Here is a 17,727-nt window from a genome sequence, read left to right as displayed (position 1 = left end):
CCGAAAGCTAGCGGAGCACCATTTCAACCCGGCGGTTCTTCGCCCGGCCGGCTTCGTCAGCATTGCTGGCCGCGGGGGCCAGCGGGCCAACGCCGTCGGCGGACAGCCGATCGACCGTGATCCCGTGGTCCTTCACCAGCGCCGCAATCACCGCCGCGGCGCGATCGCGCGACAGGGTCCGGTTGCGTTCGACCGGGCCTTGCATGTCGGTGTGGCCGACGATGAACACCTTGGCGGTCGCATTGGTCTTGAGCCACTTCGCCATCTCGGCCAGGGTCGGCGCCGATTCGGCCTTCAGCGTGGCCTTGTCGGTGTCGAAGTAGATGCCGTAGAACACGACCTTGCCTTCGGCGCCCATGGCCTTGGCGATCTGCTCGGCCGACACCACCACCGACTGCTCCATCGCCGCGACGCGGATGATCTTGTGCATGATCGCCGAGCAATCGTCGCCGCCCCGCCCGCAACCCGCCTGGCCCCAGAACTCGTCGTTCCCCTTGCGGATGCGATAGTAGACCGCACTGGAGTCGGTGGAGAGCACGTCGCCCTTGGCCTGGCGAACTGCGGTCTCGAAGTTCCGCCGCACCTCCAGCTTACCGGGGAAGAGGCCCTTGGCGTCCCGCGCGATGTCGTTGAAGTAATACCAGTACTCGCCCTCGACCTTGTGCACCGCGGCGCCGGACTTCGGGTCGTCAGGCGTCTTCCATCGGTACAGCTCGAGCTCCCTGAAGCGGGCGCGCTCGCAGCTCCCCATCACCTCTCCGGCAAACCGGTTGAACACCGGATTGGGTTCGCACTTGGGATTGTCCTTGGGCGCTTGCGCCGGCGCGTTAGCCGCGAACACCGCCACCAGGGCGCCACTCAGTATTACGCTCGTGAGACGTGCCATCGACTGCTCCTTTAGCCTGGCTCAAGTGTATACAGCAACCTCGATCACGTGAAGGGGAACAGCATGAGATCCGCCAACCTGATATATTTCAGCCCGCCGAGAGGTCGCCACCCTCGGGATCCCGTTGCGTTCCTGTCACTCATTTGTGGAGGTCGTCGTGAGAACTCTGATTCTGACTGTGCTGCTGGTTGGTTGGACGCTGTTGCCGGTGTCCACGCAAACGCCGGCGGTGCCGGATCTGCCGTTCGAGTCGGTGCCCGATCCGCTGACGCTTCCGCCTGATGTGCATTTCGGCGAGATCGCCGGGTTGGCGGTCAACTCGAAGGGCCACATCTTCGTCTTCTCGCGCGGCAACTCGACCGGTCCGGCCTACATGGCCACCGCCGCGCAGTTGCTCGAGTTCGATCCCAAAGGCAAGTTCGTTCGAGAGATCGGCAAGAACCTGTTCGCCTGGGCCTACGCGCACGCCGTGCGCATCGACAAACAGGACAACATCTGGATCGTCGACAAGGGCTCGAACATGATCCTGAAGATGAGCCCGCAGGGTCGCGTGGTGTGGGTGTTCGGCCGCAAGGGTGAGTCGTCTCACCTGGACGTGCCGCCGGACTATGCCTCGCAGATGGCCGGGCTGCTTCAGCGCGCCGGCCTGCCGGTCACCATCCCGGCCAACAACAATCCGCGCAATCCGGTCCCGGTGCATCGTGACAACGTCTTCAACCAGCCGACCGACGTCGCCTGGGACTCGCAAGGCAATTCGTACTTCAGTGACGGCTACGTCAATTCGCGGGTTGCCAAGGTGAACGCGAAGGGCGAATGGGTCGCCAGCTGGGGATCGCTCGGCAACGGCCCCGGACAGTTTGATACCCCGCATGGCATCGCGGTGTCGCCGAAGGATGAAATCTACGTCGCCGATCGCGGCAACCGCCGCATTCAGGTGCTGGACACCTCGGGCAAGTTCCTCCGCGAGTTCACCATCGACATTCCGGTCGACACCACGCGCGGCAAGATCGTCTACGGTCAGGAGGCGCCCAATGCCAAGACCGGATCGCAAGCGCCCGGCGCGCCCGACGCGCTCTGCATGACGCCGGGTCCGAACCCGGTGTTGTTTGTCGGTGACCTCTATCCGAGCCGCATCTACAAGGTGTCGCTCGAGGGCAAGCTGCTCGGCGTCTACGGCCAGCCCGGCCGCAACCTCGGCGAGTTTGGCTGGATCCACGCGATCGCCTGCCCGTCCGAAAACGAAATCTGGGTCGGTGAGCTGATCAACTGGCGCGTGCAGAAACTGGTGACGAAGAAGGGCGCGGCCGCCAAGTAGGCGGCCGCCGCCGCAGAACCTGCGGGCCGCGGGGCGGCAACGGGCGTGGTCGGCATGCGTGGCCAGCACGGCAAGTGCTGGCCACCACCAGCGCGTTAGTTGAGTTGGATGGAAATGAGCTTCGACACGCCCGGCTCTTCCATCGTCACGCCGTAGAGCCGATCGGCGATCTCCATGGTCTTGCGGCTGTGCGTGATGATGATGAACTGGGTCTTGTCCATCATCGACTTCAGCATGTCGATAAACCGCCCGATGTTGGCATCGTCGAGCGGGGCGTCGATTTCGTCGAGCAGGCAGAACGGGCTCGGCTTGTACTTGAAGATGGCGAACATCAGCGCGATCGCGGTCAGCGCCTTTTCACCACCGGACAACAGCATCACGCTCTGCAGGCGCTTGCCGGGTGGCGAGGCGATGATGTCGATGCCGCTCTCGAGCGGATCGTTCTCATCAAGCAGCGTGATGCCAGCCTTGCCGCCGCCGAACAGCGTCGCGAACATTCCCTGGAAATTCTCGTTGATGGCACTGAACGCCTCGCGGAACCGGGCGTGCGTGGTCTCGTCGATCTTACCGATGGCTTCGTTGGTCTGCGCGATCGAGTCGATCAGATCCTGGCGTTGCGTTGAGAGGAACAGGTGGCGCTCTTCGAGCTCCTTCGACTGCTCGATCGCCATCATGTTGACGGGGCCCATGCGGTCGATCTTGTCGCGCAGTTCGCTGATCGCCTCTTCCGCGGTCATGCGGACCGCGGCCCCGCCTTCGCTGCCGGAGGCAGCTTCGGCGAGGTCTCGCCGTAGCTCCTCAGAATCTGCAGGAGCGTAGGCGGATTCGTCCTCTTCGTCCGGCTCGGCCGCTTCGGCGGCGCGAATCGCGCGCACGTCGGGCTCGATCTGGCCGGCCGCTTCCATCTCCGCCACCTGCTCGCGGATCTCGTCGAGCGTGGCGTTGACGGTGTCCACCGACTGCTGGGCGAGGTGGGTCAGGTCCGACTCGGCGGTGGCGCGCTGCACGTCCACTTCGGCGGCGAGGGCGCGCAGGGCATCCACGGCGCGGCGGGCGTCGCGGATCACTTCTTCCTGTTTCTCCGTCGACTGCCTGATCGTGAGGGCGAGCTCGTCGGCGACGAGCATGTCCTCGCGCAGGCCCTGGAGCCTGCCGATGTCTTCGTCCATCAACCGCTGGCCGTCGGCAATCGCGTTCAGCAGGCGCTCGCGCTGGTCGCGCATGAGCGCGACGTCGCGGGTGCACGCCTGCACGCGGCGTTCGAGTTCGGCGGCGGCGTCTTCCATCCGGGCCACTTCGGCCAGGGCGGCGGCGCTGCGCTCGACCAGGCCGGCATGCGCGGCGCGCGCCTCGCCGGCCCTCAGGCTGAGGCCTTCCGCCCGGTCGCGCGCCTCGGCGAGCTGGCGCTGCGCGTCCGACAAGGTGAGGTCGGCCTCGACCCGCTGTTCGTTCAGCCGCGCGATCGACTCGCGAGCCTCCGCCTGGCGCGCGTCGAGCCCGGTAATCTCCTCGGTGACGCGGCTGATCTCGGTCCGCACCAGCTCGGTGCGCTGCTGCACGCGGAACTCGTCTTCCGCCGCGCGCTGGGCCTGGCCTTCGACGCCGACAATGGCCTTTTCCTGGCGGTGGAATTCCGCCGACAGTCCGGCAATGGCGGCGGTGGCGTGCGCGATGGTCTGTTCGAATCCGGCGGTCTCGGCAATCAACTGCTCGAGCGCCGACTTCGACTCCGCGACCTTCTCGCGCAGTTCCTTGATCTCGCGCTTGGTGCCGAGAATGCCGCGCGACTCGGCCTTGTCGCCGCCGGTCACCACGTAGCGTCCGCGGAACACGTCGCCTTCGAGCGTGGCGACGGGGCCCGGCACGGTCGGCGCAATGCGCGCCGCCGCTTCGAACGAGTCGGCGATCAACGCCCCGCCCAGCACGGCGTGAATCGCCTGCGGGAACGGGCCGCCAATGTGAACCACCGACGACAGGGCCAGCGCGCCGGCGGGCGCACCCAAGTGCGCCCCCGCGTCTTCACCCGGCGCGTCCGCGGTGCCGCCGAAGGCGGTCATCGGGGTTTCCACGAAGGAACCCTCACCCGATCCCGAATACCTGGCGGCCGCCGAGCCGTCATCGGGACGGCCGACGATGAATCCACAGCGGCCGGCGTTCTCCTGGCGGATCAACTTCAATCCGGCCGAGACGTGCTCGAGGCGTTCGACCACCACGTGCTGGAGCAGATCGCCGAGGCAGGCTTCGACGGCCCGCTCGTACTTCGGCTCCACTTCGATGAAGTCGGCGAGCGCGCCCATCTGGCCGACCTTGCCGTTGGCGTTCACCAGCACCATGCGGGCGGCGTCGGCGAAACCCGAACGGTGGCTGTCGATCTCTTCCAGTGAATGCAGGCGCGCGCTCATCGCAGCGAGGTCGTGCTCGCGCGAGCGGACCTCGCGGGCGCGCCATTCGTGCTCGATGCGGGCGCTGGCCAGCTCCGACTCGCGGGCGGCACGCGCCACCTTGGCGGCGTCGAGGCCGTCCTGGGCGCGGCGCAGCGCTTCGGCGGCCATTTGCCGCTGGGCGCGGGCCTTCTCGAGCTCGGCGGCCAGCTCGCTGGCTTCGAGTTCGAGACGGCCGGAGGCCGCCATCGCGCGCTCGCGCTGGGCGGCGGCGTTGTCGTGGGCGGCATTGAGCGCGGTGATCGTGTTCAGCACCGCGTAGACATCGGCGCGCGCGCGCTCGACGTCCTGCTCGAGCGCTTCGATCGCCAGTTGCGCCCGCGCGTACTCGTCGCCGGCTTCGGCCGCGAGGGCCGCGGCTTCGTCGCGGGCGGCGGCGGCTTCACCGGCGGCGGCACGACGGCCGTCGAGGGCCAGGCGTTCCGGTTCGCGGCGGTCCTCGAGCTGCTGCCGTTCGGCCTCGAGCTCGTTCGCCCGCGCCCGGAGCATCTCGGCCTGCTGCGTATCCAGCGCAATCTGCTGCTGCCGGCGGTTGATCTCGAGCTCGTGACCGTGCACCGTTTCGCGCGCGCTGGTGGCCGCGGCGTCGGCCGAGGCCAGCTCGATGCGGATGCGCGAGAGGTCGTTTTCAACTTCGGCAAGACGGGCGGCGGCGGAGGTTTCGTTGCTCCGCGCCTCGGCGAGGCGGGCGCGCGCGGTTTCGATGGCGTCCGACAGCGTGCGATACCGCCGCGCGAACAGCACCTTCTCCCACCGGCGCATCTCGTCGCGCAGGCGCGTGTAACGCTTGGCTTTGGCGGCCTGGCGCTTCAGCGAGCCGCGCTGCTTGTCGATTTCGTAGACGATGTCGTCGAGGCGCGTCAGGTTCTGCTGCGCGGCTTCGAGCTTGAGCTCGGCCGAGCGCCGGCGCGCCTTGTACTTGGTGATCCCCGCCGCTTCTTCGATCAGTTGGCGCCGATCGGTCGGGCGCGAGCTGAGGATCATCCCGATCTTGCCCTGCTCGATGATGGCGTAGGCCTTCTGTCCGAGGCCGGTGTCCATCAGCAGTTCGTGGATGTCTTTCAGCCGGCAGGCGTGGCCGTCGATCAGGTATTCGCTTTCGCCCGATCGATACAGGCGGCGCGTCACCTCGACCTCGCGGGTCGTCGGTTCGAGCAGCGCCGCCACGTCGGGGTGGTGGCCGTTGCCGTTCCCGTTGCCGTTGCCGTTGGCCTCGCGGGCCGGGGCTTCCTCGCCCATCTCCTTCATCAGGGACGGCGGGACGATGACATTGCCGAAACGGAGACGGACTTCGGCGGCGCCGGTGGGCTTTCGCGCATCGGATCCGTTGAAGATGACGTCTTCCATCTTGTCGCCGCGCAGGCTCTTGGCGCTTTGCTCGCCGAGCACCCACGTCAGCGCGTCGGCCACGTTGGACTTACCGCAGCCGTTGGGTCCGACAATGGCGGTGACGCCACGGTCGAATGCCAGCTCGGACCGATCCGAGAAGGACTTAAATCCTGAGATTTCTAGGCGTTCGAGATGCATTGCAGGCTGACTTGGAGGAAACGTGGCAAGTCTAACAAGCCCTGCCTGTTGTGGCAAGGCTGAACGTAGACCCAATATTTAGGGGCGTGGCCCCAATTTTTCAGGGCTGGGCCGGGCGGTTCTTCGCCAGTTCCTGGAGCTTCTCGGCTTCGGGGAACTTGGAAATGGCGAACCGGGCCTGCGGGTCAACCGTGACCAGGCGCTGACGTGCCGTGGCGATGTCGAACACGGCCTCGTCGATGTTGTACCGGATCATGGCGCGGATGAAGTCGATGTCTTTCGCCCACGCGTCTTCCTCGATCTTCACGTTGCGGCCGGTCACGTAGCTCTTGAACTCGGCCACCATCGCATCGTCGACGACGAAGCCCTTGCGCACGATCTTGCGCGACGGGCCGGAGTGGCCGATGCGGGTGTCGCCGTCGGCGCTGTACTGCTCGGCGTAGCCGGCGAACAGGCCGCGGCCCTGCAGCGCACGGCCGAAGCGCGTGGGCGAGAAGCCTTCAACCGGGCCGTCGAAGCGCAGGTCCGGCTCGATACCGCCGCCCGAGAAGACCTTGCGGCCGCCGGTCGTGTACTTCAACTGGTCCGGCGTCTTCGCGCGCTCGCTTTGATCCTTCAGCGTGTAGGTGAGGTACTCGTCGAAGGTGCCGTCCCACGGACGCTGGATCAGGCGGCCGCTCGGCGTGTAGTAGCGCGCCGTGGTCAGCGCCAGGCCGGCGCCGCCGCTCACGCGATACACCGACTGCACCAGCGCCTTGCCGAACGTGGTCTCGCCGACGACCAGCGAGCGGTCGTAGTCCTGCAGCGCGCCAGACACGATCTCCGACGCGCTGGCGCTATTGCGGTTGACCAGCGTGATCATCGGGATGCTCGTGAAGTCCGGTGTCTCGGTGGCGCGATAGTCGGAGTCGGAGTTGGCGACGCGGCCGCGCGTGTAGACGATCATCGCCCCCTTGGGGATGAAGCGATTGGTGATGCGGATCGCCTGATCGAGCTGGCCACCGGGATTGCCGCGCAGATCGAACACCAGGCGCTTCATGCCCTTCCTGGCGAGCGCCTCGAGCGCGAGACCGAGATCCTCGTCGGTGTGCTCGGCGAAGTCGGTGACGCCGACGTAGCCGGTGGTCGCGTCGATCATGAACGACGCCGACAGACTCGGGATGCTGACCTGGTCGCGCATCACGTTCATTTCGAGCAGGCGCTCGAACCCCTTGCGGCGCACGCCGATCTTGACGAACGTGCCCTTCGGACCCTTGAGCTTGTTGACGGTCGCCTCGGTGGTCCAGCCCTTGGTGTTGGTGCCTTCGACGTCGGCGATCACGTCGCCGCGGCGGATGCCGTTGGTGAACGCCGGCGAGCCTTCGAACACGCGCACCGCGGTGATGTCGCCGTCAACCGATTGGATGGTGAGGCCGAGGCCGTAGTAGCGCCCCTCCTGCCGCTCGCGCATCTGCGCGTAGCTGCGGGGATCCATGAAGCTCGAATGCGGGTCGAGCGTCTGCAGCATGCCGTTGATGGCGCCGTAGACCAGGCGGTCCGACTCCACCGGCTCGGCGTACTGCGTCTGGATAGCACTCAGCGCCGCGGTAAAGGTGCGGTAGTGCTCCGGCACCGTGTTCTCAGTGGCCTGGGCGCCCTTCCCGTAAACCCCGCCGATCACGGCGGAAACGACGATGGCGACAATCGCGGCGGTGACGGAGCGGTAACGCATAGGGCGATGCTAGCTGACTACCCGGGTGTCCGCAAGGATTCCCGAGGCGGGTTTTGGGGGCTTGCCCCGCCGAAGCCCCTGGGTGACGTGGGGCGAAGGCGGGTATACTGCCGTATTGGACGTTTGGGTCCCGGAAAGGGCCGTTTCTGTCCTAGCAAGGGAGCTTTTTTATGTTTGGTTCCATCGGAATGCCCGAGCTCATCATCATCCTGGTGATCGCGCTCATTATTTTTGGCCCCCGGAAGCTCCCGGAATTGGGCAAGTCGCTGGGCCGCAGCTTGAACGAGTTCAAGAAGGCCTCCACCGAGCTGCAGAACACGCTGGAGCAGGAGATCAAGATCGAGGAGCAGAAAGAACAGGCGGCCAAGGCTCCCAAGCCAGTGGAAACCGTGATCGACACCGCGTCGCACGACGACCAGGCCACCGCGGCTCCTCGCGAGACGGTATCGCGCAGCTAGGCCACCGATTAGACACAGATTAGGCACAGATAGGTTTCTGACTAAGCCGTGGCGCTCGTTCCATTCCCCAGCCAACACCAGGACGAAGACCCTCGAGAGCTGCCCGCGCAGGCCTCGAGCGCCTCGCCGTTCCAGGAACCCGAGGAGCCGGCCGAAGGCCGGATGACGTTCCTCGAACACCTCGACGAGCTGCGCAAGCGGATTACGCACGCGGTGTCGGCGCTGGTGGTGGGCTTCATCGTCGCGTTCGCCTTCATCGACCAGGTCCAGGCGTTCATCTACCAGCGCCTCACCGCCGACATTCCCGGCGGCAAGTTGATCTTCACCGAGCCGGGCGAGGGCTTCTTCCTCTGGATGAAGATGGCGGCGCTCACGGGCGTGCTGATCGCCTCGCCGTACATCATGTGGCAGGTGTGGCTCTTCATCGCGCCTGGGCTGTACTCGAAGGAGAAGCGCCTCGCGATCCCCTTTGTCATCTTCTCCTCGGGATTGTTCGTCGGCGGCGCCGCGTTTTCGCACTACTTCGTGTTTCCGGCGGCGTGGAAGTTCTTCGCCGGCTTCTCGAACTCCTACATGGAGTTCACGCCGAGAATCGACCCGGTGTTCGGGCTCTACGTGAAGCTGTGCCTGGGCATGGGCCTGGTGTTCCAGCTGCCGGTGCTGATGTTCGTGCTCGCCAGGCTGGGCATTGTCTCGGCCGGCTTCCTGCTCAAGAACTTCAAGTATGCCGTCCTCATCATCTTCATTGTCGCCGCCATCATCACGCCGGACGGTAATCCGGTGACCCAGTTGCTGGTCGGCGGCCCCATGGTCGTGCTGTATCTGTTCGGGATAGTTGCAGCCTGGCTTTTTGGCAAATCCAAGAAATCGGATCAGTCGGACGAATAGACCCTAAAGCTCGGAGTACGTTTGACTTCGGGACTTTTTCGGCTCTAGACTGTGCGTATGGGTGTGGGTATGGGTATGAAAATTCTTCGCCATTTGGCGGTTGGCCTAACGCTGTGCGTCTTGGCTTCATCCAGTGCTTGGGCGCAAGAAAGCCGGCCCGGCAGTAGCACGATCCTTGGCGACACGGGACTTTGGTTCGTCCCGACGGGCGAGACGTTGCCCAAAGGCCAATGGTCCGGCGCCTTCCAGTTGGTGAACTTCGACCGGAGTGAAGGCTTCAGCGACATCACCGACATTGGCGGCATGTTTGGCTTCGGCGTCACCAACCGCATCGAGTTGTTCGGTGCGATGGGCTTCCGCCGCCTTGACGCCGACCTGGTTCCGGTGGCGCTCAACGGCCAACCGCAGGATTACCTGATCAACAAAGGCTGGAGCACCGGCCTCGGCGACCTCACCGTGGGCGCGAAGTTCAACCTGATGTCGCAGGCCACCAACAACGGCTACGCCGCGGCGTTGCGCGTGTCGGCGAAAGTGCCGACGGCGAGCGCAGACGACGGCCTCGGCACGGGCAAGCCGGACTTCCAGTTCGACCTGATTGGCTCGCGCGAGTTCAACCAGCGCGTGGAGCTCACGGCGTCGGCCGGCTTCAAGGTGCGCGGACAGCCGGACGGCTACAACCTGACGCAAGGCTTCAACTGGGGCATCGGCGCGGGCTTCCCCAGCCGCTCGAAGTTCAAGGTGATCGCCGAAATGCACGGCGAGGCGCTGGTCGATCAGGAACAGACCTACACCGGACCATCGCTGGCGGCCATCGGCATGCCGGGCGCCTGGGATCCTGACGCCACGCGCGACCTGTTCGGCGGCTTCCAGTACCACGCGACCAACGGCTTCTACTTCGGCTCCGGCGTGAGCTACACGGCGTCGTACTACCTGCACCGCCGCGACTTCGTGACCTCGGAAGACAGCGACTTCGACCGCCTGGGCCTCCAGGTGCGCCTCGGCTATTCGCCGGGCATCAAGAACTACGTGCCGCCCGCGGCCGTCGTGCAGCCCACCGCACCGGTGGCGCCGCCGATGCCCGCCAACCGCCCGCCCACGGTGAAGGCGCGCTGCGAGCCGTGCACGGTGGAAGTGGGCCGCCAGCTCACGGCGACCGCCGACGCGCAGGATCCGGACGGCGACACGCTCCGCTACCGCTGGTCGAGCCCCACGGGTTCGTTCGGCAACGCGGGTGACCGCCAGACGCCGTGGACCGCTCCGGGCCAGGTCGGCGCCGTGCCGCTGACCGTGACCGTGGACGACGGCAAGGGCATGACCGCCACCGACACCATCACCGTGCAGGTGATCGCCGCGCCGAAGAAGGAATACACGTTCGAAGACGTGCACTTCGACTTCGACCGCTACACGCTGCGCGCCGAAGCCACGCGCATCCTGGACGAGGCCATCAAGGCGATGAGCGAAGACCCGAACCTGCGCATCACGGTTGAAGGCCACACCTGCAACATCGGCACGACCGAGTACAACCTCGCGCTCGGCGAGCGCCGCTCCAACGCCGTCCGCGAGTACCTCGCGAGCCGCGGTGTGGCCGCCACTCGCCTGCAGACGGTGAGCTACGGCGAAGAGCGTCCGAAGCACGACAACTCGCGCGAAGAGACCCGCCGTCTCAACCGCCGCGCGGCGTTGACGATTCGGCTGCAGTAGCCGACCTAGGAAGTTAGAAGTTCGAAAGGCGGGCAGCCCTCAGGGGTTGCCCGCCTTTTTCATTTGCGGAGTCTGACCCCGAGCAAGTATCGCCGAGGGGTCTGACCCCGCCGCGGTTCAGCGCGAAGCGCGATAAAGCTGCAAGGCCGCGCCGGATCAGGCCTCGACCAGGACCTTGAACCCGCCGTAACTCATGCGCTTGCTGTCAAACGGCATGGCGCCGGGAGCCATCATCGCCTGGAGTCGCGGGTCCTTCATCACCTTCTTGTTGACCGCGTCGCGATGGGCCTTCGACTTGTAGACGATCCAGGAGAACACCACCACTTCCCCGGCCTTCAACCTGGTCACCTTGTCGAACGGCGTGCCCATCTGCTGCTCGAGGTGGTCGCTGACGCACTCCACGTAGTCGAGCGCGCCGTGATCTTTCCACACCTTGCCGGCCTTGCGCGCGATGCCGCGATACTCCGTCAACCGCTTCTTCGGGACGACCAGCAGAAATCCGTCAACGTAACGAGGCATGTGTCTTCTCCCCCCGGTGGCGTCCGCCTTCAGGCGGACCGTTATCTTAGTACGCCTTCGCGAACCAGGCACTCACCTTGCCCGGCTTGCCGCACTTCACGCAGGGCTTGCCGGGCGCCTGGTCGTAGCCGACCGGGATGTTGCGAATGGTCGCCTGTGTCTCGGCCTTGATGTCGGCCTCACACTGCGCCTCTTCGCACCACGGTGCGATCACGAAACCCGGGCGGCCTTCCATGGCCGCCTTGAAATCATCGTAGGTGCCGGCCGTCGAGGTGTGCTCGTCGCGGAACGTGCGCGCCCGATCGAGCAGGCTCTTCTGGATCTCGGCGAGCAGGCTCTTGATGGCATCGGCCAGGCCCGCCATCGGGATCGAGGCCTTGACGCGGGTGTCGCGGCGGGCCGCGAAGACCGCAGACTTCTCGATGTCCTTGGGGCCAATCTCGAGGCGCAGCGGCACGCCGCGCATCTCGTACTCCGAAAACTTCCAGCCGGGCGTCTGGCTTTCGTCGGCATCGAGCTTGACGCGAATGCCGGCCGCCTTCAGTTGATCGCGAATCTCTTCGCACTTGGGCAGCACGGTTTCTTTCCAGTTGCCGCGCGGGATGGGCACAATCACCACCTGCCACGGCGCCACCGCGGGCGGCAGGATCAGGCCGCTGTCGTCGCCGTGCGTCATGATCACGCCGCCGATCAGGCGCGTCGAAACGCCCCACGACGTCGTCCACGCGTGCTGCAGCGTCTTGTCGCGGCCCTGGAACTGGATCTCGAAGGCCTTGGCGAAGTTCTGGCCGAGGTTGTGCGAGGTGCCGGCCTGCAGCGCGCGGCCGTCGCCCATCAAGGCTTCGATCGAGTAGGTCTTCGAGGCGCCGGCAAATTTCTCGCTGTCGCTCTTCTGCCCGTCCACCACCGGCATGGCCAGCACGTTCTCGGCAAACTCCTTGTAGATGCCGAGAATCTTCATGGTCTCTTCCTGCGCCTCATCCGCCGTCTCGTGGGCGGTGTGGCCTTCCTGCCAGAGGAATTCCGTGGTCCGCAGGAACGGCCGCGTCACCTTCTCCCACCGGACGACGTTCGCCCACTGGTTGATCAGCACGGGCAGGTCGCGCCACGACTGGATCCACTTCTGGTACATCACGCCGAAAATGGTCTCGGAGGTGGGCCGGATGACCAGCCGTTCCTCGAGATCTTCACCGCCACCGCGCGTGACCCACGCCACCTGCGGCGCGAAGCCCTCGACGTGCTGCGCTTCCTTCAGCAGGAGGCTCTCGGGAATCAGCAGCGGAAAGTAGGCGTTGACGTGTCCGGTGTCCTTGAAACGCTGGTCGAGCTGCTGCTGGATCAGCTCCCAGATGGCGTAGCCGTACGGCCGGATGACCATGAAGCCCTTGACCGGCGAGTAGTCGGCCAGTTCGGCCTTGCGGACGACGTCGAGATACCACTTCGAGAAGTCGACCGACTGCTTGGTGATTTCCGTAACAAAGGCTTCGTCTTGATTAGGTTTCGCGGCCATGGGCTCCCGGGTTTCTTTCGGCGATATGAACCTTAAAGTTTACGTCATCTCTGGCCGGGAAGTCGGATCGGGCGTGCCCGCCGCGGGTTTCTTCCCGCCGCAGGGCGGCACGGGCCATCAGGCGCCCCACCGTCACGATCGAGGCGAGCCGCCATTCGGACGGAGACAGGCCCCCGGCCTCCACGCGCCGGGTGATCGCGTCGTACCAGGCGTCGAGCTGGTCGTTCGCCGCTTCGAGCGCGGCGCCGTCGCGAAGGAGCCCGACGGAGTTCCACATCAGCTCGCGGACCGAGTCTTCGATGAGCCCGCCTTCGCTCGCCAGATGGCGCGCGAGCTTCGGCGAGGTCCCGCCGGAGCGGCCTTCGGCCGCGGAGGCGGACACCTCGCGTACTGCCTCGGCCATCTGCCCGGCCTCGACCGGCAAGAGCATCGCTTGCGCGCTCCGCGCGCCGAAGACCAGCCCCTCGAGCAGCGAGTTGCTCGCGAGCCGGTTGGCGCCGTGGACCCCCGTGCAGGCCACCTCGCCGGCCGCGTAGAGCCCAGGCACGGTCGTGCGTCCCCACAAGTCGGTCTCGACGCCGCCCATCACGTAGTGCGCCGCCGGTCCCACGGGCACCCGATCGGTGGCCAGGTCGAATCCCGCGGTGAGACACGCCGCGGCCACGGTAGGGAACCGTGAGCGGACCCACGCCGCGTCCAGGTGCTGCATCGAGAGGAACACGGGCTGTCCCGTTCGCTGCTGCTCGAGCCGGATGGCCCGCGACACCAGGTCCCGGGAGGCCAATTCTCCGGCCGGCTCGTACCGCGTCATGAAGCGCTCGCCGGCGGCGTTGAGCAGGTAGGCGCCCTCGCCGCGCATGGCCTCCGACAACAGGAACCTGGGCGCGCCAGGCGCGCTGAGCGCGGTGGGGTGGAACTGGACGAACTCGAGATCCGCCACGCGGGCGCCGGCATGCCAGGCCAGCGTGACGCCGTCGCCGGTGGCGATGGACGGATTGGTCGTTTCGCGAAAGAGGTGACCGGCGCCGCCGGTGGCCAGCAGCACCGCCGGGGCCTCCACGATGTGGGTACCGCCCTCGTCTTCGTAGGCGGCGCCAATGCAGGCGCCGTTGCGCATCAGCAGCCGGCTCACCCGCGCGTGACGCTCGACGCGCACGCGCGGCAGGTGAGACACCTTATCCCAGAGGGTGCGGCCGATCTCGCGGCCGGTCGCATCCGCCGCATGCAGCACGCGGCGCAAGCCATGGGCACCCTCGCGGCCGAACGCAATCTCACCGGCGGCGTCGCGGTCGAAGCGCGCGCCCCACTCGATCAGCTCGCGCGTGTAGCGCACGCCGTCTTCGGCGAGCACGCGGACCGCGGCCTCCACGCAGAGCCCGTCGCCGGCGGCCAGGGTGTCGGCGGCGTGCAGGTCGGGCGAATCGCCGGGGCCCAACGCCGCGGCGATCCCGCCCTGCGCGTAGCCGGTGTTGCTCTCGGTGGGAGCCGCCTTGGTGAGAATGAGGACGTCGCCGGCCCGCGCGAGATCGGCGGCAGCGCGCAACCCCGCGATACCGCTGCCGATCACCAGGAAGTCAGGACGACGTAGCACCAAATGATCGTATCAGTCGCGAGTCCCGTCGTCGAATGAGGATGTTATCCTAGCAATCGTACATGGCGCCCACCCGCATCGGAGTGACCGCCGCCGCGGGCGGCTACACGGTAATCATCGGCGATCGCACCATCGACACCCTCGGTGCGGAGATGGACGCGGCGGGCCTCGGCCCGCGCCGCATCCTGGTATCGAGCCCGCGGGTGTGGGGCTTTCACGGCCCCCGCTTCCGCAAGGCCGGCGCCGATCGCGCGGTGGTGCTGGTGGACGACGGCGAGCGCTCCAAGAACCTGGCCACCGTGACCCGCGTCCACGACGCGCTGGTCAAGGCCAGCGCCGACCGCTCCACCGTGGTGATTGCCGTCGGCGGCGGCGTCATCGGCGACCTCGTCGGCTTCGCCGCGGCCACCTACCTGCGCGGCATCCGCGTGGTCCACGTGCCGACGACGCTGCTGGCGCAGGTCGACAGCGCCATCGGCGGCAAGACCGGCGTCAACCATCCGCTCGGCAAGAACCTGATCGGCTCCTTTCACGCCCCCAGTCTCGTGGTCGCCGACCCGACCGTGCTCGATACGCTGCCCCGCCGCGAGTTCAGGGCCGGTCTCTACGAAGTGATCAAATACGGCGTGATCTCGGACCCATCGTTGCTGGATCGGATGCGAACGACGCTGGCGGCGATCTTCGCGCGCAAGCCGGAGGCGGTGGCGCCGCTCGTGGCGGCCTGCTGCCGCATCAAGGCGGAGGTGGTCTCCGCCGACGAGCGTGAAGCGGGACTGCGCCGCATCCTGAACTTCGGCCACACCGTGGGCCATGCACTCGAGGCCGCGACCAAGTACAAGCGCTTCCGTCACGGCGAAGCCGTGGGCTACGGCATGCTGGCGGCGCTCTCGATCGGCGTCGCCCGCGGGGTGACACCCTCGTCGCTATACGACGAGGTCCTGGAGTTGATCACCCACCTCGGACCGCTGCCGCCGGTCGCGGACATCTCGCCGAAGGAGGCGCTCGCCGCCATCGGCCGCGACAAGAAGGTGGTGGCCGGCAAGCTGCATTTCGTGGCGGCGACCAGGCGAGGGCAGACGACGACGCTGACGGATGTGACGCCGAAAGAGATCAGGGCGGCGTTGAAGAGCCTCGGGTTCAGGGCTTGAGAAGCGGCACCCCATAAAGGGGTGCCCTACTGGGTGACTCCAAGCTCGCGCATCTTGGCTTCGAGTGCCTTGTAGTTGATCTGAAGCACGTCCGCGGCGCGGCCGCGATCGCCGCCGGCGTCCCGGAGCGCCTGCTGGATCTTCCGGCGCTCCACTTCCCGAACCGTTCTCGCCGTCGCTTCCGCCAGGCTGCCGCCCAGGTCGATGCGCTCCCAGGGGTCCATGGACGAGCCGCTCTTCGGCACCGGCGACAGGCTCAGGTGCCGCGGCAGCAGCGTGTCGCCGTCGGCGAGGATCACGGCGCGCTCGATGGCGTTCTGCAGCTCGCGGATGTTGCCCGGCCACGAATGGGCCATCAACTCGGCGACGGCTTCCGGCGACAGCCTGATTTTCTTGCCGACGTCCCGGGCCACGCGCTCGACGAAGTGATGCGCGAGCTTGGGAATGTCTTCGCGCCGCTCGCGTAATGGCGGTACGTTCACCGGGAACACCGACAGGCGGAAGTAGAGGTCTTCGCGAAACTGGCGGGCGGCCACGGCCTGGCGCAAGCCGCGGTTGGTGGCCGCGACAATGCGCACGTCGAGCTGGATCGAGGCGCCGCCGCCGAGCCGTTCGATCTTCTTGGTTTCAACGGCGCGCAGCATCTTGGCCTGCACCGTCATCGGCATCTCGCCGATCTCGTCCAGGAAGAGCGTGCCGCGCTGCGCCATCTCGAAGCGTCCGAGCTTCCGCTGGTTGGCGCCGGTGAAGGCGCCCCGCTCGTAGCCGAACAGCTCGGCCTCGAGCAGCGTGTCGGGAATGGCGGCGCAGTTGATGGCCACGAACGGCCCGTTGGCGCGCGGGCTGCGGTCGTGCAGCGCGCGGGCGCACAGCTCCTTGCCGGTGCCGCTCTCACCTTCCAGCAACACCGTGGCGTCGCTGCCGGCGGCGCGGTCGATGGCCACCATCATCTCGCGCAGGGCCGGCGAGTCGCCGATGATCTGCGGCCCGCCGCGGCGGGCCGCGGCCTCTTCCTTCAGCAGCCGGTACTCGCCGAGCAGGCGCCGCTGGGCGAGCGCGCGTTCGACCAGCAGCAGCAGGTGATCGGGATCGACCGGCTTGGCCAGAAAGTCCAGCGCGCCCTGCTTCATGGCGGCGACGGCGTCCTGGATGCTGCCGTGCGCGGTCATCACGATCACCGGCAGTTCGGCATCGGCTTCCTTGGCGGCGCGCAGCACGCCGAGGCCGTCGCCATGGGGCAGGCGCAAGTCTGACAGCACGATGGCCGGTTGGGAATCACGCAGCGCGGCGACGGCTTCCGGCTCGTCGCGCGCCTCGATCACGGCATGGCCCTGCGCTTCGAGCGCCAGGCGGAGCATCGCGCGCAGCGAGTCTTTGTCTTCAACGAGCAGGATCGACGCCGCCGGCTGGTCGGCCCGGGCGCTCACACGCCCGGTCGCAGCCAGCCCGAGGGCACGCCGGCCCGGCGGGCTTCATCTTCGATGGCCGCAATCTCCTTCTGTTGCGTGTCCATCTCCTTCTTGACGCGGTCGAGCTCGGCAAGGGCGGCCTTGCGGTCGCCTTCGATTTGCGCCCGCTGCGCGGGGTCGTCGCGGTTCACGAAGTCGGTGGTGAGCGCGTTGATGCGGCTCTGCAGCGCGTCGGCGAACATCCGCGACCGGTCGTAGGCAGTGCGCGCCGCGCCGATCCTGGCGCTCCAGTAGGCCTGGTCGTGCGTCTCGGTGGTGGCGGCCGGCGCCGCGCCGCCCGGGATGTTGATGGCCGGCGTGGTGTTACCGGACGCGTCCGGCTTGGCAGGCGTGGCCGGCGGCGGGGGGACCGCGGCCGAGTTCTCGCCTTTCAAGTCGCCATTGGTATAGACCTTGGCCGGCTTGCGCACGTTCTTGCGCCGCGCCTCTTCCGCCTTGGCCACATCGACCAGCGTCTGCGACGCGGGTTTCGGCGCCGGTCCGGCCTGGGCCGCTGCCGGCAGCGGCCCCATCGCGAGGATGGCGGCTACGATCGCACTTGCGCGTTTCATGTTCGTGTTATC

At 66.9% G+C, this 17,727-nt stretch carries 13 protein-coding genes; 5 read left to right on the top strand and 8 right to left on the bottom strand.

Annotated features, from left to right (window positions below; genetic code table 11):
- Nucleotides 1-7: 7 nt before the first annotated feature.
- A complete protein-coding gene (locus tag WC815_05660) occupies nt 8-886 on the bottom strand; it encodes an OmpA family protein (GenBank protein ID MFA5908240.1) in 879 nt (292 codons plus the stop codon).
- Between the two features lie 157 nt (nt 887-1,043).
- On the opposite strand from WC815_05660, the gene WC815_05655 reads away from it, so the two are divergent.
- Nucleotides 1,044-2,201 carry a peptidyl-alpha-hydroxyglycine alpha-amidating lyase family protein gene (locus WC815_05655; GenBank protein MFA5908239.1) on the top strand — a complete coding sequence of 386 codons (1,158 nt, stop codon included), beginning with the start codon at nt 1,044-1,046 and terminating at the stop codon, nt 2,199-2,201.
- Nucleotides 2,202-2,296: 95 nt separating this feature from the next.
- Here the strand turns inward: WC815_05655 and WC815_05650 are convergent, their stop codons facing one another.
- Together WC815_05650 and WC815_05645 are read right to left on the bottom strand one after the other, a co-directional pair.
- Nucleotides 2,297-6,169 carry a chromosome segregation protein SMC gene (locus WC815_05650; protein MFA5908238.1) on the bottom strand — a complete coding sequence of 1,291 codons (3,873 nt, stop codon included), beginning with the start codon at nt 6,167-6,169 and terminating at the stop codon, nt 2,297-2,299.
- 100 nt (nt 6,170-6,269) lie between these two features.
- Nucleotides 6,270-7,880 carry a S41 family peptidase gene (locus WC815_05645; protein ID MFA5908237.1) on the bottom strand — a complete coding sequence of 537 codons (1,611 nt, stop codon included), beginning with the start codon at nt 7,878-7,880 and terminating at the stop codon, nt 6,270-6,272.
- Nucleotides 7,881-8,050: 170 nt separating this feature from the next.
- Here WC815_05645 and WC815_05640 point away from each other — a divergent pair, with 170 nt between their 5' ends.
- The 3 genes from WC815_05640 to WC815_05630 all read left to right on the top strand — a co-directional run bounded on the left by WC815_05640 (nt 8,051) and on the right by WC815_05630 (nt 10,927).
- Nucleotides 8,051-8,338 (top strand): TatA/E family twin arginine-targeting protein translocase, encoded by a 288-nt coding sequence (locus WC815_05640; protein ID MFA5908236.1) that lies wholly within the window; start codon nt 8,051-8,053, stop codon nt 8,336-8,338.
- A gap of 48 nt (nt 8,339-8,386) precedes the next feature.
- Nucleotides 8,387-9,226 carry a twin-arginine translocase subunit TatC gene (tatC, locus tag WC815_05635; GenBank protein ID MFA5908235.1) on the top strand — a complete coding sequence of 280 codons (840 nt, stop codon included), beginning with the start codon at nt 8,387-8,389 and terminating at the stop codon, nt 9,224-9,226.
- Between the two features lie 216 nt (nt 9,227-9,442).
- Nucleotides 9,443-10,927, top strand: coding sequence for an OmpA family protein (locus WC815_05630; GenBank protein MFA5908234.1), 1,485 nt, complete (start codon nt 9,443-9,445; stop codon nt 10,925-10,927).
- Nucleotides 10,928-11,083: 156 nt separating this feature from the next.
- On the opposite strand, the gene WC815_05625 is transcribed toward WC815_05630, so the two are convergent.
- The 3 genes from WC815_05625 to nadB are packed head-to-tail and all read right to left on the bottom strand — an operon-like array spanning nt 11,084 to nt 14,547.
- Nucleotides 11,084-11,446: a DUF1428 domain-containing protein gene (locus WC815_05625; GenBank protein ID MFA5908233.1), complete on the bottom strand. Its 363-nt coding sequence runs from the start codon at nt 11,444-11,446 to the stop codon at nt 11,084-11,086.
- Nucleotides 11,447-11,492: 46 nt separating this feature from the next.
- Nucleotides 11,493-12,956, bottom strand: a complete 1,464-nt coding sequence (gene proS / locus WC815_05620) for a proline--tRNA ligase (protein ID MFA5908232.1) — start codon at nt 12,954-12,956, stop codon at nt 11,493-11,495.
- On the bottom strand, nt 12,940-14,547 hold the full coding sequence (gene nadB, locus WC815_05615) for an L-aspartate oxidase (GenBank protein ID MFA5908231.1): 1,608 nt from the start codon (nt 14,545-14,547) through the stop codon (nt 12,940-12,942). Before nadB ends, proS begins: the two co-directional genes overlap by 17 nt.
- Nucleotides 14,548-14,609: 62 nt before the next feature.
- Between nadB and aroB the strand changes: the two genes are divergently transcribed.
- Nucleotides 14,610-15,695 carry a 3-dehydroquinate synthase gene (gene aroB, locus WC815_05610; protein MFA5908230.1) on the top strand — a complete coding sequence of 362 codons (1,086 nt, stop codon included), beginning with the start codon at nt 14,610-14,612 and terminating at the stop codon, nt 15,693-15,695.
- Nucleotides 15,696-15,721: 26 nt separating this feature from the next.
- Here the strand turns inward: aroB and WC815_05605 are convergent, their stop codons facing one another.
- On the bottom strand, nt 15,722-17,122 hold the full coding sequence (locus tag WC815_05605; protein ID MFA5908229.1) for a sigma-54 dependent transcriptional regulator: 1,401 nt from the start codon (nt 17,120-17,122) through the stop codon (nt 15,722-15,724).
- Nucleotides 17,119-17,715, bottom strand: a complete 597-nt coding sequence (locus WC815_05600; protein ID MFA5908228.1) for a hypothetical protein — start codon at nt 17,713-17,715, stop codon at nt 17,119-17,121. The genes WC815_05605 and WC815_05600 overlap by 4 nt, the downstream gene beginning before the upstream one ends.
- Nucleotides 17,716-17,727: the final 12 nt, after the last annotated feature.

This window comes from Vicinamibacterales bacterium (genome assembly GCA_041659285.1).
Taxonomy (GTDB): domain Bacteria; phylum Acidobacteriota; class Vicinamibacteria; order Vicinamibacterales; family UBA2999; genus 12-FULL-67-14b.
The sequence above is the reverse complement of the archived record's forward strand: the minus strand, read 5'-3'. Positions and strand labels throughout refer to the sequence as shown.

What these genes read in the sequence shown, in the direction of transcription:
- WC815_05660 (MFA5908240.1), bottom strand. Translation starts at nt 886, where the DNA reads ATGGCACGTCTCACGAGCGTAATACTGAGTGGCGCCCTGGTGGCGGTG.
- WC815_05650 (MFA5908238.1), bottom strand. Translation starts at nt 6,169, where the DNA reads ATGCATCTCGAACGCCTAGAAATCTCAGGATTTAAGTCCTTCTCGGAT.
- WC815_05645 (MFA5908237.1), bottom strand. Translation starts at nt 7,880, where the DNA reads ATGCGTTACCGCTCCGTCACCGCCGCGATTGTCGCCATCGTCGTTTCC.
- WC815_05640 (MFA5908236.1), top strand. Translation starts at nt 8,051, where the DNA reads ATGTTTGGTTCCATCGGAATGCCCGAGCTCATCATCATCCTGGTGATC.
- WC815_05625 (MFA5908233.1), bottom strand. Translation starts at nt 11,446, where the DNA reads ATGCCTCGTTACGTTGACGGATTTCTGCTGGTCGTCCCGAAGAAGCGG.
- proS (MFA5908232.1), bottom strand. Translation starts at nt 12,956, where the DNA reads ATGGCCGCGAAACCTAATCAAGACGAAGCCTTTGTTACGGAAATCACC.
- aroB (MFA5908230.1), top strand. Translation starts at nt 14,610, where the DNA reads ATGGCGCCCACCCGCATCGGAGTGACCGCCGCCGCGGGCGGCTACACG.
- WC815_05600 (MFA5908228.1), bottom strand. Translation starts at nt 17,715, where the DNA reads ATGAAACGCGCAAGTGCGATCGTAGCCGCCATCCTCGCGATGGGGCCG.